Consider the following 16,662-nt stretch of genomic DNA (forward strand, 5'->3'; position numbering starts at 1 on the left):
GTGGTGGAGGAGTCGGTGTCGTTGCAGTGTGTATCTACAAGGCTCTTGCTGACGGAACAGCTTAAACTAGCGCATTTCTTTGACGGTTCGTCAAAATTTATCCTCTTTATCCCTTATTCGTCATTAACCAAGTGGTGATTGTATAAGGGACAGTACTCGCCGGAGTAGCAGTCAGTGCGGCACAGAGAATTGAGTGAAGTGTGCGCTGGCTCAGAGATGAGGTTCCAACGCCGCGTTGTCGCCCCCGCCTTCGACCGGGGGGAGAACAAGACTATAAATCGGACCGGACACCACAATAGGTAACAGATGAAGGATGGCGAATTAGATTCTGTAGATAAACACATCCTCTATTATCTCCAGCAGGACGCCCGAGGAACGTCGTCAAACGATATCGCAGAGAAACTGGGACTCTCACCGAGTACGGTGCGAACCCGCCTCAATAAACTCGAGACGAGCGGCATCGTGCGTGGCTACCACATCGACATCGACTACGACCTCGCAGGCTACCCCCTCTATACGAAGATGATCTGCACCGCACCCGTCCCGGAGCGAGAGGAACTCGCAAACCGTGCCCGTGACATCCACGGTGTGACAGCCGTCCGGGAGATAATGACCGGCGAACGGAACGTCTACGTAAACGCCATCGGGAAAGACCACGACGACCTCAATCGAATCAGCAAGGAACTCGACGCCATCGGCTTGCACATCGTCGACGAACAGCTCATCCGCGACGAGTTCGTCTGCCCCTATCACGGATTTTTGGACCAAGAGGACGACTCGTAGGCACACGAGTCGGGGAATACGGGGTAGGTTGTGGACCCGCTCCGAGTTCTGTTTATAGAGACAAGGTTGCTCATTCGGCGTCGTCCTCAGTGAGTGCTGATTCCAATCCGTCCAGACTAACGCCGTCACGTTCGACGTTTCCCAAAGATGAACGGCGCCGAGACCTTCCCTACAAGTTTTATCGAATCACCTCGGAAGCACGGGAGCTGTTCGACCGCAACAACCTTTTCGGTGAAGATGTGTGGCGCGAAACATAGGCCAAAGTGAAGAAAACGCCCGAAATACGCGAGATCGAGTCGATGTCACGCCCAGTGGAAAACGCTTAGAGTGCATAGTCGCGGAGTTCCAGTCTTCCTGTTCATGTGTTTTGCGACGTGTATGGTCGGACGCGTGTGAGCCTGCGAGTAGCTTGAACGATGTAGTCAGGGGGTAGGTTTCGTCTGTTTCCGGTGGATAGACGCCGTCTCGCTGTAGAATTTCACGGGAGATGGTATTCGAAGGGGGTGGGTTTCGTCTGTTCCTGAAGAAGGCTACCATCAAACCCTGGAAAGGGGGAGAGTACATTTCGTCTGTTCTCAAGAGACAACACCCGTCTCTGTACAAATTTTCGCGGGAAAGAGCTTAACGGAGGGGGTAGGTTTCGTCTGTTCTCGGTGGATAGACGCCGTCTCACTGTAAATTTTCAGGGAATTTGATTGTCGAGGAGGGTAACTTTCGTCTGTTCCAGAGGAGAGCAACCCACCCATCAAATTCTGGAGCGAGGGAGAGTACATTTCGTCTGTTCTCAAGAGATAGAACCCGTCTCTGTACAGAATTTCATGGAGAGGGGCTTTCGGAGAGGGTAGGTTTCGTCTGTTTCCGGTGGATAGACGCCGTCTCGCTGTAGAATTTCACGGGAGATGGTATTCGAAGGGGGTGGGTTTCGTCTGTTCCTGAAGAAGGCTACCATCAAACCCTGGAAAGGGGGAGAGTACATTTCGTCTGTTCTTGGTGAAGACGACTCCAAATCGGATACTGGCATGGGAGGGGGTAGATTTCGTCTGTTCACAGAGGATACAATCCTTGTACGGGCAGTTTTTCGCGTGAATGGGTTGTCAAGGAGGGTAGCTTTCGTCTGTTCAGGGCGCTCATTCGAGCGAACGCTTTTGTTCAAGTTCCTGGCGAACTTCGAAGACTGTCTCGGCATCAAAATCGAGGTCGTATTCGTAGAATCGACCCCCTGATCGTCCACTATTTCTATCGTTCATCGTAAGGAACCCAAGCATCGACAGCTCAGAGAGGTGGTTCTGAACGCTCTTGAGAGATTGGAGTGGACTATCTCCCCAATGATTCGCAACGTCTTCGTAAGTCGATTGAATGGTCTTTGACCGCGCAGGAAGATCCTCGATGACGTCGAGACGGGCCACTGCTTCGAGCACGTACTGGGTGTGGATGGTTTGGTCTTGGATTTTGTTTTTGAGGTGGCCACGTTCGACCTCTTTCGAGGCGGCTTCGATGTGCGTGTCACGAACAACTTCATCCTCTGCACGTTCGGCTAGGACACCTCCAGTGAGGAGGAGGTCAAGGGCTTGTCGGGCGTTGCCTGAGTCTCGCGCTGCGAGTCCCGCACTCAGCGAAAGGGCTGATTCATCACACGCTCCATCGACAAACGCGAGTGCTGCGCGGTGTTCCAGAATGGTTCGCAATTGGTTCGCATCGTATGGGGTGAACGAAATCTCCTCTTCACGGAGTGAACTTTTGACCTTTGCAGAGAGGCGATTCCTGAACGTGTAGTCATTGCTGATGCCGATTATTCCGACACGGGCGTTGGTGATGTGGCCATTCGACCTGGCTCGTGGGAGTTCGTACAGGAGGTTATCCAAGTCTTTCAGGTGGTCGATTTCATCGAGGACAAGCAGAAAGGATCCACCGTGGTCGTCGAGGTGTTCGTAGAATGCGTCGAGCGCGTCGCGCGTCGAAAGGCCACGTTTTGGGAAGGGTTTCTCCGTAGGTGCTTTGAGCTGATTGATGTGCCGACGGAGAATGCTGTACGTACTCTCGTTAGTACAATTTCCGAACAGGACGGTGAGGTCGTCGGCACTTTCTCGCGACTCTGCTTCCTCTTCGAGTGCGTCAAGGATGTAGCGCGTCACAACCGTCTTTCCAACCCCTGTTTTCCCGTAGACGAAAATGTTCGGCGGTGACCTGCCAAATAGCACGTCAGAGAGTGCATCACGGTAGGCGGCTATCTCCTGGTCCCGTTCAAGGATTTGGTCTGGCTGATAGTCCTCCTTCAAAACTTCCTTGCGAGAAAAAAGTGTGTGAGTCACCTCATTGAACGGGTTCGACGCGTCGGATGGCATATGATATTCATACGCACTCACCACCCATTGATAAAACTAGAGGTTTTCTGTTTCGTTAAAGTAGTGTGTTTCGTCTGTTTCGTTTGTTATACCACTAATTGAATTCTGGCCCTATAGGGCGTCTATCTACTGAAGCCGAGCGGGAACAAACGAAATGTACTCTCCCTCATTCCTGCTTTTGGTGGGGAGCCGGTTCCTTCAGGAACAGACGAAACCTACCCCCTCACCCCAACCCAAACTGCTCTCGGTTTGCCGTTGATGGACTGGTAAGATCCTCACTTGGTAGAATTCTACACAGAGACGACGCCTACTTCCTGTGAACAGACGAAAGCTACCCTCCCTGCGCGAATCCAAGGTCACGTCGAGCTGAGAGATGTCCGCGCAATATGGATGAGGTTACATTCCAACGCACAGCAACGAAGATACTATTCCAATTTCTTACCAAACACTTGGAAACGGTTTGAAAAGTGATGTTTGGTAAGAAAAATCTCGCCCAAACACAACTCGCAAATCCTGTGGGAAAACTCGAGAGTGCACCAGTCTCTAGTCTCTCGTCAGTTCCATTCCTGTTGTCTACGACACGACGTGAAGTGTGGAGAGATGAGAGTACATTTCGTATGTCTTTTTCCAAGACTGCGGCTCCAAATTGGAGCACAAAGAGTTCACAGAGATGCTAATCGGTTCTCTATGCGCTAGTGGGTTAGTTGGGTTGCGAGAAAGATTGTTTCCCAATTCTTGTTGGCCGAAGATACTGTCCATATTTGAGTTTTGTCTGAAGGTAAACTATTAGGGGATGAACCTACTGTCTAATTGGTAATGCAAGCAGTTGTTCTCGCGGCGGGGAAAGGGACGCGGTTGCGACCACTCACCGAAGACAAACCAAAGGGGATGGTCGAAGTCGATGGAAAGCCAATCCTCACTCATTGTCTCGAACAGCTCGTCGAACTAGATGCGGAGGAGTTTGTCATCGTCGTCGGTTACCTCAAAGAGAAAATTATCAGCCACTACGGCGATGAGTTCCAGGGCGTCCCCATCACGTACTCACACCAGCGCGAACAGAAGGGACTGGCCCATGCACTGTTGACTGTTGAGGAGCACATCGACGACGACTTCATGCTTATCCTCGGCGACAACATCTTCCAAGCGAACCTTGGTGACGTTGTGAAACGCCAGTCAGAGGATCGAGCAGATGCGGCGTTCCTCGTCGAAGAAGTTCCTTACGAGGAGGCGAGCAGGTACGGTGTTTGCGTAACGAATCCGTACGGCGAGATTACGGACGTCGTCGAGAAGCCTGAGGAGCCGCCTTCAAATTTGGTAATGACTGGATTCTACACGTTTACGCCAGCTATCTTCCACGCGTGTAAGTTGGTTCAGCCATCGAATCGCGGAGAGTTTGAGATTAGTGAGGCGATTGACTTACTGATTCAGAGTAACCGAACGATTGACGCGCTTCCGCTTGATGGGTGGCGGATGGACATTGGATATCCAGAGGATCGTGAGGAGGCTGAGGAACGATTGCAGGGATCTGTGACTCAAGAGTCCACGATAGCTAATCAATAGATAACAGTGAGTATGGGCGGAAAATTGGATTACTGCACTGAGTGTGGACGGGAGCTAAAAACTCAGCATATAGAAGGGCGAAATCGGAGATGCTGCCGAGAATGTGACCGAGTTGAATATCAGAATCCAAAGCCATGTGCTGGAATTCTCGTAGTTGACGAAGATGAACTCCTCTTAATCAAACGAAAGCAGCCACCTTCAGTTGGGGCATGGAGTCTACCAGCAGGATACTTAGAAGCAGATGAACCCCCAGAGAAAGCAGCTGTTCGGGAATTAGAAGAAGAAGCTTCGTTGCAGACAACAGTGGAGACGTTAACATTAGTTGATACTGTGTTCGTGCGCCATCCGGATGGAAGTCACGTGCTCGTGATCGTCTATGCTATCTCACGAGACTATACTTCTGGCGAGGCGGTCGCCGGGTCAGACGCAGGTGCTGCTCAGTATTGGAACATTGAAAATCTCGAAGCCCACGAAACAGAACACCTAGAACCAGGATATCTTGAAACCTTGCAGCGAGCTCAATCGGTCGTCAAAAACGACTCATTCGTAACGGAGTGCTGAGCCAAAGAATCCGGTTCAAGGGTATGGTCGTCATCTAGAAGTCTGTAGTACCGATCGATTGAATGACTTTTCGTAAACTGAGACTCAAACGCTTCCCGAGCATTCTGTCCTTGTTCCTCGACAATATCTGACTTTGTAGACCAGGTTCGGATTGCCTCAACACCAGCATCAACATCACCCTGTGATACCTGAATTCCCGCAGCACACGACTCAACAATGCGTGCCTCGTCGTCATTTGGTTGTGCAATAACGAGAATTGGCATCCCTGCAGCCATCGCAGTGTACAGTTTGCTCGACACACAGACACCTTCCATGCCTTCCTGGACAGTGACAATAGAAACGTCACCCGCTGTCAACGAGTAAGGAAGATCTTCGAGTGGTTGGTACGGAAGGAATTTGACGCGGCCTCCACGAAGATTATGCTGTTCTGCTAACTCCACAATTTCTGCTTTCTTGTCGCCTTCTCCGATGATGAGCAGCGTCACGTCATCTGTATCATCCAGGTTGGCGGCTGCTTCAACGACAGTCTCTAAATCGTGGTTCCCACCAATGTTTCCGGAGTAGAGTAACGTGAAGGTGCCCACAATATCGTGTTCTTGTGCAAACCAATTTTCGTCCTTCTCCTTGGGTTCAATGAACTCCTCATCCTCCCAGTTGTGGATGATTGCGACTTTTGTCGCGTCGAAATCATCGCGTGCATTCGAAATGATTCGATCACGCATGACTGGGCCAAGTGAAACAATGTGTTTTGCGTCACCAAAGATATTTTCGTTGAGGGTACTCCAGACTGTGTCAACAAGACCACCTTCCTTGAAATATCCTGTCTCAATGGTGAAGTCCGGATACAGGTCGTAGACAATATAGGTGTACTCCCATCCGCGAAGTTTACAGACAAACCACATTGCGATAGGCAAGAACGGTGGATTGGAAACAAAGACTAATTCCTGGTTTTGTTTTGGTCGTAAAACGAGGAGTTGGAAAAACATCCAGACTGTGAAGACAACCCAATTGAATGCCCGACGAAGGAACGAAGATTGACGCACTTGTGGTGCACGAATTCGATTTACTTGTACTCCTTCATAGGTAGACGTTGACGGCTGTTTCTTGTTGACTCCACTGTGATAATTGGGTTGACCCGTATACACCGTCATATCCAGTCCTCGTTCTTGTAATCCAACAGCAAGGTCGGTCATCAATTGTCCAGTCGAAGCTGTATCTGGGTGGAAATACTCGGTGACAAGCACATACTCTGTTTCGTTTTCGGACATAGACAGCATGAAAAGTGGAAGTGGCGTTATCGCTCGTGCAGGAGCGTTTCTAAGTTCTCCTTCACGTACTCTTCGTCGCGTTCATTGACGTACCAGTCGAGAGTGTTGTGGATACCTTCCTCAAGCGTGTACTCTGGCTCCCACCCAAGTAACTCTTCAGCGCGTGTGGTATCAGCGGCACGATGACGTACGCCCTCTGGTTTGTCCGTCATGTAGTTGATGTCTTCTGGTTTCCAGTCGAGCCATTCGAAAATGGCCTCTGCAACCTCATTCACAGTGATATAGTCACGGATGCCTGCATTGACAGGAGTACCATCAGTGATGTTTTCAGACGCGAGACGGAGCGCTCGAGTGATGTCTTTCACGTAGGTGAAATTCCGTGTCTGCTCGCCGTCGCCCCAAATTCGATATGGGTCTTGCTGGGCGTAGGCTTTGGCCATCAATGCGACAATAGCGTGGGTTTCGTTCTCACGAGGGCCATAGGCGGTAAAGATTCGCACCATGCTGGTGTCGATATCGTATTGTTCTTGATACGATCTGAGAGAACGCTCACCCATGAGCTTGGCCCAGCCATATACCTCATCTGCATACGCACCACCGCGTTCCTCGAAGCTGACCATATCCTCTGAAAGACGCTGTTTCTCTTGCTGAATGTCAGTTGGGTAGGCACACGCACTTGAAGCGAACGTGATACGTTCGACACCATTCTTCGCAGCTGTCTCATAGACGATGTTATCAAGCGCCATGTTCGTCGCGCAGTTTGCCGGATAGTTCGAGATATATCCGCGCCCACCATGATCGGCTGCAAGATGGAAAACGGTGTCAATGTCTTTACTGGCTTTGTCGGCGAAGTCGTACTTCTTCAAATTGCCTTCGATGATTTCGATTTCATCTTTGACGTTCTGAAGATTGACCATCACACCACTCGAGAAATCGTCTGCAACACGGACTTCAGCACCTTCAGCTACGAGGTCTTCGACAAGATGCGAACCAATAAACGATGCTCCACCAGTAACGAGAACGCGCTCGTTTGTCCAGAAACTCATTAGTTGCCACCATCCGTTGTGATGACTTGTTTCTTTCCTTTAAGTTCTTCTTCAGCCCAATTATAGACGCGTTGTAGCCCCTCTTCGAATGGGGTTTCTGGCTCCCACTCGAGTTCTTCCGTCATCTTGGTCATGTCACAGGCGTACTTGTCCGTGCCAGTAGGCTTCGATAGGTCGTGTTCAATAGAGAGATTTTTACCAGAGATATTGATAATCCTGGTCGCGAGCTCCCGCATGGAAACGACTTCTTTCGAGTTCCCAAGATTGATTGGCTCTCCATCTACCTTCTTTTCGATAGTCCGAATCATCCCCTCTGCAAGGTCTGTGACGTAAATGAAACCTCGTTCTTGTGTGCCGTCACCGAATAGTTCGATGGCGCCACCATCTGGCTCTTCGATTACCTTGCGACATAAGGATGGAATGACGTGACTACTTTTAGGGTCGAGACTTTCTTTTGGTCCAAAGCAGTTGAAGATGCGAACGCTGCTGGTCTTCAATTCGGTGTCTTTCTGGTATGCATCACAGGCAATCTCGCCGAGAACTTTCGCCCAACCGTATGTGCTATGAGGATCTGCTGGGATTGCTTGGTCCTCACTGAAGAGATTAAGGTCGTCGTGTTCCTGTCGGTAGATACAGGCGCTGGAGGCGAACAGGAACCGGTCGACATCATTGATCCTGGCTGCTTCGAGCATGTTCTGGTTCATCAACACGCTCGGCGTGAGTCCTCCAACATTCTCACGCTGAATGTAGTGGATACCGCCGACACTGGCTGCGAGGTGGAATACGTGATCGATGTCCTCTGTAGCCTCAATGCAGCCCTTATGGGTAGTGAGATCGGACGTTAGAAACTCGATTTCTTCCTGTAGGTGTTCGATTTTTCTATTATCACCCCGAGTCAAGTTGTCTGCGATTCGAACATCAGCACCGCGTTTGACTAGTTCTTCTGTTAAAAACGATCCGATGAATCCTGCTCCCCCCGTCACGAGTACCGATGAATCACTCCAATCTATTGGCATCTAGTAAGAATGGAGAGTTCGTCTTACAATAGTGTTTTCTTTAATGTGAAAGATTGTTAGTGAAATCAGACCCAAACCGTTTCACAGATAGCCGAGGTCTTCAAGTCGAGATTGTACGTCACCTTCGACTTCATCTTCCAGTCCCCTGGTGTCAACATCCAGACTCTGTAGACGTTTGGCAACGACACTCTGGACGGGTACGTCGGGATGTTCTTCTATTGGAATTTGTTGGAATCCGCCATCCCGCAAATCAAATAGGCGATGTTCATCCCGAATCTCGTCTGCTTCGTAGAGCCACTCTTCAGACCGCGCACCAACGATGACGTCTCCCTCAACTTCGTGCTCCGCAATGATATAGTCTCGAGGAGAATCAATGCTTGGAACCCGCCCTTCATAGATATCAGGGACATCGAGATTAAGAACTGCGTGAATAAGTGGTGGGATATCAAGTAAGCTTACGAGGTCATCGGTTGCGTCTTCGATCCAATCGGGGCCGTTTGCTACTATTAGAGGCACGTGGAGTAATTCTTCATACATCCGTTCTGGTTTCCCAAACTGGTAGTGTTCACCAAAGAGTTCTCCGTGATCGGAGGTCACAATAACGAGTGTATCCTTGAACCGATCCGATGATTTTAGATTGTCGATAATCCGTCCAATCTGATCATCAACATAGTCGATAGCAGCGTCGTAGAGTTGCTTCAGGTCGGAAAGTTCATCATCGGATAGTGTCTCAGAACTATCCAGCATCCGGGAGTATAGCCTTGATATCCCCGACTGAGTGATGTGTTCTACATTGTGATGGCTCCTATACGGTTCCGGGGGGAAGCAAGGATGGTGAACGTCCATATAGTGTGTCCAACAAAAGAACGATTCTTCCGTTTTATCCAGCCACTCTATTGTATCGTTAGTAATCACCTCCGCACTCACATAGGGGCGGGGCTTCCCCATGACTAGCTGATACGATTTTTTTATTGCATCTGTAATGTGTAAAAATTCATCAACCCAACTCAGTTTCGGGTTGTTAATTTCAATTCCACGGGGGAATACTTTTGTCGCGAATCCCATCAGTGGGTTCTGGTAATCTTTGAACACGGTGAATCCGGTGTCGTAATTGAAGTGTGTGGAAAGGAAGGGGTTACATTGGAATCCCGCGGTCTCGATTCCATGGTTTTTGAGAGTTTCCGCAACACTTGGGCGAGACTCGGTCAGAGAACCAAGGCCTCCATACGAGAGTGGCAGGGTCCCCGTCAACAGCGCTGGGAACGACGGAGTAGTCCCGGGTCCCGTTGCGTACGCCTGTTCAAACACTACTCCTCGGTTGATTAGGCGATTCACTGCTGGGTTCGACCGATTCTCCACATAGGCGTCGAATCGGAGCGAATCGACGGTGAGCAACAATACGTTTGAGGGGTTCTGAGTTGGATTTTCGGCCATTGATCAATCGATGTATCCGAGAAGCCGCAGTTGCTCATCGGTCGCTGAATCGATGCTTCCAGACCCGGTGGTCTTCAGTTCGCGATGGATTCTTTCACTGTCCTTAAGCCATGCTTGGAGGTGTTCGTTCAACTCCGATACTTGCTCTGGCTGGCTGTCCACCAGGTTTTTGGTTTCTCCCGGGTCGCTCTGTAGGTCATAAAGGTACTCGTCCTCACTATGTTGATACCTTTTGAAGTAGTACCAAGGGTTCGACAGGATGTCGGTTATAATGTTGCGCTTGTAAAGTATTTGCACGGTATCCAACAGCGTCCCCAGTGTTCTATCTGGTTGGTCGACGGTCATGTACTTCCATTTCTCAGTCCGAACGGAATAAAACGCGGGATAGATATCCCGCGAAATCGTCTCCGAAAAAACGGGCACGGAACTCCCCGTCGGACCCACTGGCGGTAGTGGTCGTCCTTGCACGGTTGCGGGTAGACTGGCAACTTCTACGCTTTTGGCGACTGTCGGAAAAATGTCGATTAAAGAGCACGTTTCCGTGTAACTTGTCGTGGTTGCGTCCATTGATTGCGGAGGCTTCACTACAAGAGGAACGTGGGCGAGTTCGTCGTAGGGTAGGTGTCCGTGAGTCAGCCGCCCGTGTTCGTTGAATGCATCTCCATGGTCACCCGTGATAACGATAAGCGTGTCCTTATATTCGCCGATGTCCTTGAGATAACTAACGATTCGACCGATCTCGTCATCATTGTAGCGAATTTCGCCATCATAGAGTGCTTTAAGGTGGTTAAGATCCGCCTCGGATTTGACCTCTGGAAGAGTGTCGCGTTGCCCATCAACTGAACCATCGTACTCGGAGTCAACGAACATTCGGTATTGCTTCGGGGGGTCGTACGGGATATGTGGCTCGATAGACCAACAGAATGCGAAGAAGTCGTTTTCACGGCAATCAATCCAGTCCACCAGTTGCTCCGTTAGGTCCTCCGCTCGCGGGAGCGCTATCTCGTCAGTCGTTTCGTGGTCCAACTCTTCGGTCTCCGCGGATTTTGTTGCCCGTTTCTTAACGATTTTCTCGTCTTTGTACAAATCAAGATATTGGTCGAACCCCCGACCGTAACCGATGCTCTTCGAGACGTTTCCCATCGTTGAGAACCCTCCCGTATCAAACCCAACGTCCGAAAGTAGTTCTGAGAGACGTGTGATGTCGGCGTCGAACGTGTCCTCCCGAGTTCGCATTCCATGAACGGGAGGGTATGCTCCCGTTAGAATCGACGCGCTGACCGGTTTCGTCCACGTGGCCGGTGAAAAGCAGTTCTCATATCGAAATCCCTCTGCAGCCAAAGCGTCGATGTTGGGAGTCGTCTCCCGCGTATAGCCGTAACAGGAGAGATGGTCCGCACGGAGCGCATCAAGCACATATATTATAACGTTCATATGACACGTATCTTTATTGGGACGAATATAGCTACCGGATTCAGCAACAGTTGGTGAACGACTTCGAGTCTCTGACTTCGTCCAGAATTTGGTCGTACGGACGTAACGTTTCCTCCCAGCTAAATTTATTTTCGACCAGTGTGCGTGCGTTAGAAGCGAGTCTCTTGTAAAGTCCTCTGCTGCCAACCAGTTTTTCTGCTTTCTTCACAAAGTCTTCCCAATTGTCCTCGATGTAAGCATGCGTTCCATCCTCGATCGGCAGGCCTTCGGCACCGATGGAGGTGGTCACGACGGGAACTCCCGAGGCCATATACTCTAGTATCTTGAGCTTCGTTCCCGATCCAGAGAGAAGTGGGACCAGCGCCACGTCCGCGGAGGCGATGTAGCTGGGAAGGTCGTCTACGAGGCCGGTCGTGAACACTCCCTCCTGCTCGATGTTCGGCGGGTCAGAGCCTATCAGCATGAGCTGTGCGTTCGGGTATTTTTTTCTTATGGTTGGGAATATCCTGTCGACAAGCAGATCGATTGCCTCGCTATTCTGGGCATTCCCGAGACTACCATGATAGACGAATAATGGTTCATCGGTTCGGTCTTGTTCAAGCAATTCTTGGTCAATTGGTTCGTTCTTTGGGGAGTATTTCGTTGTATCTACACCGTTTGGAGAAACCAGAATCGGCGTTAAGATGTGCTTATCCAGTGTTTCCCTGTCTGTTTCCGAGACAGTTAACACGTAGTCCACCCGGTTCCCAACGGCACTCTCGAACCACCGTAATGCACGGGTTCCCGGGATATCCAATCTTTCGGTGATTTTGAACTGGACGTTGTGCTCAGTGAGGACTAGCGGAATATCGCGGCCGTGACTAGCCATTGACGCAAGCGGTACGAGAAACGGCATCTCGACAATTATTACATCCGGTTCAAAGCTATTTATCTGTTCATGCACCGCTCGGTACAGCCAGGGGTGAGTCTGGTAGATACCACGGAGCCATGAGTAGTGTGGTATATTCTTGTCAAATAAGTCAAGTATCGGACTTTCCAGACACACGCGCTCAAAGGCAATTTTGTCCGGGAATCGACCTTCCTCCTTTCCGTTTTGTGAAGGTAGATTCGGAAAACAAACACAGACTTGATTTTCACTGCCGAGATATTGATACGTCTGATAAATACGTTCTAACAGTCCGGTATACACCGGAATCGGGTCTCGTGGAGAGAGAACTAAGATATTCATCTTTTTTTGTACGTTGGCCTGAAGGAATTCATTAGTTGACCATACGAACCGCGATTAATTGATAATATTCGGGTAATTCTTGCTCTCATTGACTATATTACGACTCTGTATTCGATTCGTTGGAGGTTCGGTTTCTAACCTCATCCAGGCGGTTAATCTCCATTAATTATTTTCTTCTTTCAACAATTCATAGGTGTTTTGTTCTGTTGCTTTGTTGGCACCCGGTATCTTTCCTCCAACATTGGTTCTCTTAGTTCTAGTGACTCGTTAGATGGCGTCGGGTCGTTTAAATAATTATTAGGTGGATTCAGAGATTAGCACGTTCGTCAACAGGCAGAATGTGATAGTGAATCAGGTACGAGAAACGAAATTTGGACTTGAGAATCAAATTCAAAATTGGTCAATAGAAAGATGTACGTCCGAGTGGCTCAGGTAAGTCATCTTATAGATTCGGGTTGGAATCAATTCGTACCGCTCCGAGAGAAGTTGCTATGTAGTTATTTCCTTAAACTTCAACAAATGTTGTGATTTCGCTCAATCCATGGCGGCTTGAATCGGTTTCTACACTGTTGATGCCTCCGGGATATAGTGACTCGCCAGAGACGTCTGAAGGTATTGAGTCTATGGCTTGTACTGGACAACTGTCGCCCCATTCGTGTATACAAGTGCATTTTTATCGAGATTCCATGTGACTTCATCTGCGCTGATTGGTGTGCGGATTTCTACATTTCTCCCGTAGTAGCTTGAATTCACCCTGACGTTCAATTTGACTGCGTTTTCATGAAACGCACGAACTTGGAAGACTGACAATCCTGGCTTCACCACGACTCTCCCTTCCGGACCTGTGACCGACATTCGGTCGTATCTAGTACTTTTGAAACCTGGCTTGTCTTTCCACTGTCGATAAAAGAGATATCCCGGAACGAACGACGACCCGGATATTGACTGTGACTCAGTGGCAAAAGTCTCGGTGAACCATATAGCCTCCAGATCAGACTCACTCAGGTATTTTTGATCGGAAATTTCTGTTCCTGTGAGACCCGATAGTGACGGGGAGGTCATAGCTGAACCGATACTGGTGAACACCAATAAGACCACGAAGCAAACCCTGATCGCCCCACGAAGAGATGATTGCCTGTTACTCCCAGCAATGCGAACTATTCCGTATGCTGGAACGACTATTAAGAGCGGAAGCACGATTATTCCCCACCTGAATAGCGTAGCAACTCCCCGAAGAGGAATCCAGAGTGGCGTCGGGAAGTAAAACGCCGCCCCGATAGCGAACCCAGAAAGAAGCACAAGCCATTGTTGATGTCTGACTTTACTATCTCTAATCAGATATCGAAGTCCGAGCAGAGACGCAGCCAACCAAAAAGTAAAATATGAGTATGAAACAATAGTTTGAACTGAAGCTTCTATCAGCGCAGAAATCGATTCATATTGCTGGATGAACATTTGCGTGGTTGGGAGACCGGCTGAAGCCGCAGGGCTATAGAGAAATATCCACTGAAATGGTGAGGCTATCTCGTTTGTAATAATTGTCCAGTATGTCACAAATGTTACAATGAACGTTAGGTAAAGTACTATCTGGGAGTGAGACCGGCGCTTGAGAACCGCGAGAACGGTAGCTGTCGCGATGGGAAAGCCTGTTAATAACACCGCCATCGCGACGCTCAGGTGGTGCGTAGCAAGCCACGCAATGGAAATAAGGGTCGTCGGAATCACTGCTCGTTTGTCGGTGAACTGGACGGCAAATGCAAGAAGGATACAGCTGAAGAAGACGAAGCTCAGTGATTGGTAGTGCACCTTAGTCCCCCATGTTAAGAAGGGAACACTGCATCCAACGAGTACCCCTGCAACAAGCGCGAGCCTCGAAGAGCCAACCCAACGACGTATCGAAGTACTAATTGAAACCAACGCGGCTTGGAAGAGCACCGCCATACTTAGTCCACTAAATACTCGCGGTGCCAGATCCGTCGTTTTGACGCCGACAGCTGAGAAGACATGATATACGAGGAACCCCCAAAATCGGGTTCCGTATAGGTCGTTAATGTTACCCGATTCCACGATATTGGCAATTATCGACGTGTGTACTAAGCCGTCGGTCACGGTAATGTAGAACCCAACGGTGAAGACCTGCGAAAAAATCGCCAATAAAGCTGAACATCCAGTGAGAAACAAGATTACTCCGAACTGGTTCCTGGGTTCGGGCGTGAAAAGTGCCTTGAACATGAGAAGCGTGAACACTAATGTTAACAGCGTGTACAATAGTACGCCAGGACCGCGTACGATGGTAACACCGACCGATACCAGGAGAAACGCTACAATCGATCGCCAGTCGAGTAGATGCGTGGCCGAAGTTGCCTTCGGAGGGTGTAAGTACGGCCGCTTGTCGGATCCAACGTATACCAGGAGGTCGAACACAACAACTCCCATTACCAGATACAGAGCCAATCCCAGGAATCTGGGGCGACCAATACGAACGGCGAAGTAGAGCCCAGGCAATAATGACAAGTGAACTACAATCACGAACGCGTTGAACAACTGGACGAGTCGGGATGACCCTGCCAGTCGTCCGAACCAGGTCGATTCAGTTTCTTGCCCGCTCATACACTTTAGTATACCCTTCAACTACTCGTTCTTGTTTGTACCGGGCCGCCGCCTGTTTCCCCATCTTTGAGAGCTGTTTTCTGCGTTCTGGCGACTCCATCACGAAGCGCAACGATTCCCTAAGCGATTCCCGGTTGAACGGGTCGTAGAACTCCGCGATTCCATCTAGTACGCATCTCGAACTCGGATTTTCAGTGCACACAATAGGTGTTCCCGTAGCGATTGCTTCGAGCCAAACCCTAGAGAAGGGTTCTGGCCACTTCGCTCCATGAACCACAGCAGAGGCTCCGCGGTAGACGTCCTCCGGCATATCAACGTAATGGCAGTAATCCAGCGATACCCGATGCTCTTTTTGTTTGTCCAAGAAGTCGGTTATTTCCTCGCGTTGTGACCCGTCGCCGTACACTTCTAGAATCCAGCCCGCCTTCACTCGCTCGGGGAGTTCGGTGAACGCGCGGACAATGTCGAAGATTCCCTTTTCCTCTTCAAATCGACCGACAGTCACCAGTCGCTTCGGTGTATCATTTGGGCGCGTCACTGGAATTTCGAACCTCGAATCCAAGATGTTCGAGACCACGTCGATTTTTGAGCGTTCGTAGCCGCATTGCGAGAGGATTGATCGCATTCCCTCTGTCTGCACGGTTATCCGATTCGCACGACGGGTCAAACTCTTTCCCGCTCGTTCAACGAGTGGGGCGACGATCGACTGGAGTCGGGAGTACTGATTTTTTCGAGCTAACTGCATACCGACAAAGAGATTGTAACCCGGAAGCCCTTCACAGTGGTATCGTTCAGGGTTGATACAAACCCAGCTGAAGTTCACGAACGTTGCGACGACTGGTGTCTCAGAACGCAGTATCGAGGCAGGGAGATGGCCAGGGCTGTATACGTGAATGACGTCGTATTGCTCTGTGTCGGGCAGGTGCCTGAAAACGCTAAGGTTCTGTCCAATCACGTCCGGGATCAACCCGTATTCGCCACTTGGGAGTTCTTGGTAGCCCTCGTTGTGTGAGTCGAGAGTGCTCCCGTCCCCGGTCAGCGCGTACACGTCAACCGAATGGCCGTGGGCACGTAAGCCTTCAACAAGCAGTTTACTGCTGATACCGGCCCCGCCGATGTTTTTCGGAGGGTATTCTGCGGTAATAAACCCAACATTCATGGAATCTGAATATAGGAAAGTACGGGGTAGTGTTATTTGTAACCGAGGGCTTCGAGTTTGTCTTGAACCATACTGCCAACAGCCAGTGAACTTTCATCCACGTCTTACGTGCCATCCAGAACTTCGATCAGTTCTCCTCTCACAGGGGACAAACGTTGATGAACCGTTCCTCCTCTGACTTCTTGTCTACCTTGGAATAGACCCTCATCATTTACTCTTTC

12 protein-coding genes are annotated in these 16,662 nt (G+C 49.8%); 3 read left to right on the forward strand and 9 right to left on the reverse strand.

The window, feature by feature from the left end; all coding sequences use genetic code 11:
- Positions 1–306 precede the first annotated feature (306 nt).
- Entirely contained in the window at positions 307–783 is a 477-nt protein-coding gene (locus P0648_RS18300; RefSeq protein WP_277506305.1) for an Lrp/AsnC family transcriptional regulator, read from the forward strand.
- 1,127 nt (positions 784–1,910) lie between these two features.
- Here the strand turns inward: P0648_RS18300 and P0648_RS18305 are convergent.
- On the reverse strand, positions 1,911–3,125 hold the full coding sequence (locus P0648_RS18305) for a Cdc6/Cdc18 family protein (RefSeq protein ID WP_277506306.1): 1,215 nt from the start codon (positions 3,123–3,125) through the stop codon (positions 1,911–1,913).
- An 816-nt stretch (positions 3,126–3,941) separates the two neighbouring features.
- Between P0648_RS18305 and aglF the strand changes: the two genes are divergently transcribed.
- Both aglF and P0648_RS20620 read left to right on the forward strand, forming a co-directional pair.
- Positions 3,942–4,685 carry a UTP--glucose-1-phosphate uridylyltransferase AglF gene (aglF, locus tag P0648_RS18310; protein WP_277506307.1) on the forward strand — a complete coding sequence of 248 codons (744 nt, stop codon included), beginning with the start codon at positions 3,942–3,944 and terminating at the stop codon, positions 4,683–4,685.
- A gap of 12 nt (positions 4,686–4,697) precedes the next feature.
- The gene (locus tag P0648_RS20620; protein WP_369685692.1) at positions 4,698–5,246 is read left to right on the forward strand and encodes an NUDIX domain-containing protein; all 549 of its coding nucleotides are present in this window, start codon (positions 4,698–4,700) and stop codon (positions 5,244–5,246) included.
- On the opposite strand, the gene P0648_RS18315 is transcribed toward P0648_RS20620, so the two are convergent.
- From P0648_RS18315 to P0648_RS18350, 8 genes are all read right to left on the reverse strand, one after another.
- Positions 5,204–6,514 (reverse strand): glycosyltransferase family 4 protein, encoded by a 1,311-nt coding sequence (locus P0648_RS18315; RefSeq protein WP_277506308.1) that lies wholly within the window; start codon positions 6,512–6,514, stop codon positions 5,204–5,206. The genes P0648_RS20620 and P0648_RS18315 overlap by 43 nt on opposite strands.
- Before the next feature lie 26 nt (positions 6,515–6,540).
- Complete coding sequence (locus P0648_RS18320) at positions 6,541–7,560, reverse strand: NAD-dependent epimerase/dehydratase family protein (protein ID WP_277506310.1); 1,020 nt, start codon at positions 7,558–7,560, stop codon at positions 6,541–6,543.
- On the reverse strand, positions 7,560–8,576 hold the full coding sequence (locus P0648_RS18325; protein WP_277506312.1) for an NAD-dependent epimerase/dehydratase family protein: 1,017 nt from the start codon (positions 8,574–8,576) through the stop codon (positions 7,560–7,562). Before P0648_RS18325 ends, P0648_RS18320 begins: the two co-directional genes overlap by 1 nt.
- An 81-nt stretch (positions 8,577–8,657) precedes the next feature.
- Positions 8,658–10,010 carry a sulfatase gene (locus P0648_RS18330; RefSeq protein ID WP_277506314.1) on the reverse strand — a complete coding sequence of 451 codons (1,353 nt, stop codon included), beginning with the start codon at positions 10,008–10,010 and terminating at the stop codon, positions 8,658–8,660.
- Positions 10,011–10,013: 3 nt separating this feature from the next.
- Positions 10,014–11,444, reverse strand: coding sequence for a sulfatase-like hydrolase/transferase (locus P0648_RS18335; protein ID WP_277506315.1), 1,431 nt, complete (start codon positions 11,442–11,444; stop codon positions 10,014–10,016).
- 40 nt (positions 11,445–11,484) lie between these two features.
- A complete protein-coding gene (locus tag P0648_RS18340; protein ID WP_277506316.1) occupies positions 11,485–12,672 on the reverse strand; it encodes a glycosyltransferase family 4 protein in 1,188 nt (395 codons plus the stop codon).
- Positions 12,673–13,293: 621 nt separating this feature from the next.
- Complete coding sequence (locus P0648_RS18345; protein ID WP_277506317.1) at positions 13,294–15,282, reverse strand: hypothetical protein; 1,989 nt, start codon at positions 15,280–15,282, stop codon at positions 13,294–13,296.
- Positions 15,263–16,441: a glycosyltransferase family 4 protein gene (locus P0648_RS18350; protein WP_277506318.1), complete on the reverse strand. Its 1,179-nt coding sequence runs from the start codon at positions 16,439–16,441 to the stop codon at positions 15,263–15,265. Before P0648_RS18350 ends, P0648_RS18345 begins: the two co-directional genes overlap by 20 nt.
- Positions 16,442–16,662 lie beyond the last annotated feature (221 nt).

It is taken from the genome of Haladaptatus sp. DYSN1, assembly GCF_029489995.1.
Lineage (GTDB): Archaea > Halobacteriota > Halobacteria > Halobacteriales > Halococcaceae > QDMS2.